This window comes from Halorubrum sp. Atlit-26R (assembly GCF_003666015.1).
Lineage (GTDB): Archaea > Halobacteriota > Halobacteria > Halobacteriales > Haloferacaceae > Halorubrum.
Genome location: NZ_QPLT01000526.1, coordinates 1 through 446 on the forward strand (window position 1 = coordinate 1; position 446 = coordinate 446).

The window sequence follows — 446 nt, forward strand, 5'->3', positions numbered from 1 at the left end:
CGGCTCGAGTTTATCGTGATCGAGATCTCCTGTTTCCAGCCAGATAGCGAGTTCTTCGGTGTCGAAACGGCGAATTCGCTTCATCACCTGTACCGCAGTCTCTCCTGTGTCTGCTGGCTTCTCCCTGTGGCGGTCCAAGTAGTCGCGCATCGTCAGCCATGCAGTCCGCTTGTTTCCGTCTTCGAAGTAGTGCTCCGTTGCGATTTCGCGCAGAAGTGCAGCGGCGCGGGGGTATACCGGCTCAGACTCCGAGACCCTTCTGAGTAGTCGTTTGAATTTCAACCTCGGGGCAGCGACGCGCGTCCCACGATACTTGAGATCCCAATGCTCTTCCACAAGCTCGTGAGTCGCTAAGATCTCTTTGGCGGTGGGGAGTACGTCGCTCACTACTCCGAGTCTACAGTAATTGAACATAAATGGGGCGCTACGCGTCGCCCGAATAGGCG

Annotated in this window: 1 protein-coding gene; it reads right to left on the minus strand. The window is 56.3% G+C overall.

The features are described 5' to 3' along the window. A partial coding sequence (locus DVK07_RS21785) for a Fic family protein (protein WP_147441344.1) occupies positions 1-387 on the minus strand: 387 nt, incomplete at its 3' end. Positions 388-446 lie beyond the last annotated feature (59 nt).